The organism is Paenibacillus sp. OT2-17 (assembly GCF_009827695.1).
GTDB classification, from domain to species: Bacteria; Bacillota; Bacilli; order Paenibacillales; family Paenibacillaceae; genus Paenibacillus; species Paenibacillus polymyxa_B.
The window spans coordinates 1-1773 of sequence record NZ_WUDQ01000677.1 but is presented as its reverse complement, the minus strand read 5'-3'; the positions used below and the strand labels follow the sequence as shown (position 1 = coordinate 1773).

General features: G+C 47.8%; 1 protein-coding gene. It reads right to left on the bottom strand.

Features of this window, described 5'->3' with window-relative positions; genetic code table 11:
• A partial coding sequence (locus GRP75_RS26030; RefSeq protein ID WP_160790774.1) for a methyltransferase occupies positions 1 to 1773 on the bottom strand: 1773 nt, incomplete at both ends.

Sequence of the window (1773 nt, the reverse complement as noted above, 5' to 3'; positions counted from 1 at the left end):
TGTACTCAAAAAACAGCGTGCTGGCAAAATCCTCGATGACTTCACGCAAAACATTTGTGATTTGCACAACCAATATCGAGTCGATTCCATACTCTTCCAGGGCAACCGTTGAGTCGATACTTCCCGGTTCCATTTTTAGCGTCTCACCAAGCAAATGTTTAAAGTACGCCGTACTTTTTTCACGCAGCACATGTTCTACCTCTATTTTGGGTTGAGTTCGTTGCTTCACTGATACCGTTTCTACGGTTCTTTTCTCTATCAATATTGATCTTCGTTTGTGCTGTCGCTTTTGCCGAACCAAGCCATCGCTTTGGGCTGCAACAATCTGCTGGCCCCAATCATGCGCCTCTTGCGCCGGGAAGAACGCTGCATGGAAACCTTCTTTGTCCAGTACGGTTTCCCATATTTGAGGGTGAAGCCCTGGGCATCCAGGAATACGCCATTCCGGATCCTCATACGCCCACCAGCCATCTAGCAATCCGAAGGTAAGGTGGGTAAACACGCTACTACCTGTGATTTCATTGAGCAGGAGCAAGCCGTTGCTTTTCAAAACCGCTTTAGCATTACGTAACGCCTGGCGGATGTCTTTTGCGGTATGAAGTACATTAGCGGCAATGACAATATCATATTTACCCGTCTCAACACCTTGCCCAGCAATAGGTTCTTCAACATTAAAAATCTGGTAGCTGAGATACGGATTATGCGGCCCATACTCTTTTTCCGCGTGCATCAAAAAGGCTTTGGAAATATCGGTATAGCAATATTCCTGAATGTGTTTGCGGTATGGGCGCAATTTCAGGAATAGCGTGGCACTGGTCCCTCCGGTGCCCGCGCCGATTTCCAGAATTCTGATTTCCGCAGCGGCGTCGGCCATAATCCTCTCCTGGATATAAGCGGCAGTAGTATCGGCAAGTACTTCATTAAAGTAGTCCACCACCAGATTGTTCTTATAAATTCCTTCCACTAGTTCCATTGAGGAATTGGGAAAGATGACTTCAGTCGCAGGCGATTTTCCGGTAAGCACTTCCGGTAAAGCCCGTAGCGTTGTCTCAACCAAATTAACCCTTGCTCTCATCTGCGGATATTGTAGCCATGTACGCTTGCGCTCTTCCCATTCCTGCCAGACATCATCTCGATCCGTCAAGCTGGAGTTTCTACCTGATAGGTCGTTATCCATCTGTGTCAAAATCTCCATGCTCTCTTTCAGCCATTTGCCATATAGCTCAGGTAGTCCGAGTTTATTTTTGAACTCGTCGACGGACTGACGATCTGTCCCTGATAACCCCATGGACAAGAGCTGCTCCCGCAACAACCTGCTTAGGAGATGTTCCATCTCCCTTTCCTGGAGGTCGCCCATATCATCTGCAGCATAGTTTTCGATAAAATGGCTTCTTGATTGTATTGCTGTAGCAATATTTTCCTGTATATCCCTGAGATTCGGATCCGAATTAGGCGGGTAGAGATCAATCTCTTCCGTCGGATTAGTCCCTTCCATCTCCAGATGTCTTGTTGTTTTCATAAGCCCCATTTGGTCTATCGGTGAGGCAAGAAGCGTCTCAAGCGCCTCCATCCCCTCCTGTGGGTCAATGAGCCCAACACCTATTTGCGCCAGTCTGGAGTAATTTTCTACCTCCTGCCCTCCATTTTGAGAGGCATTGTTTTCGCCGCTCCCCCAGTATCCCCAGTTCATGACCTTCACCGGACAACGCCATTCCTGCGAAAGACGATGCGCAAACGCGTCTTTAAAGGTACTTCCGGCAGCATAGCTACTTT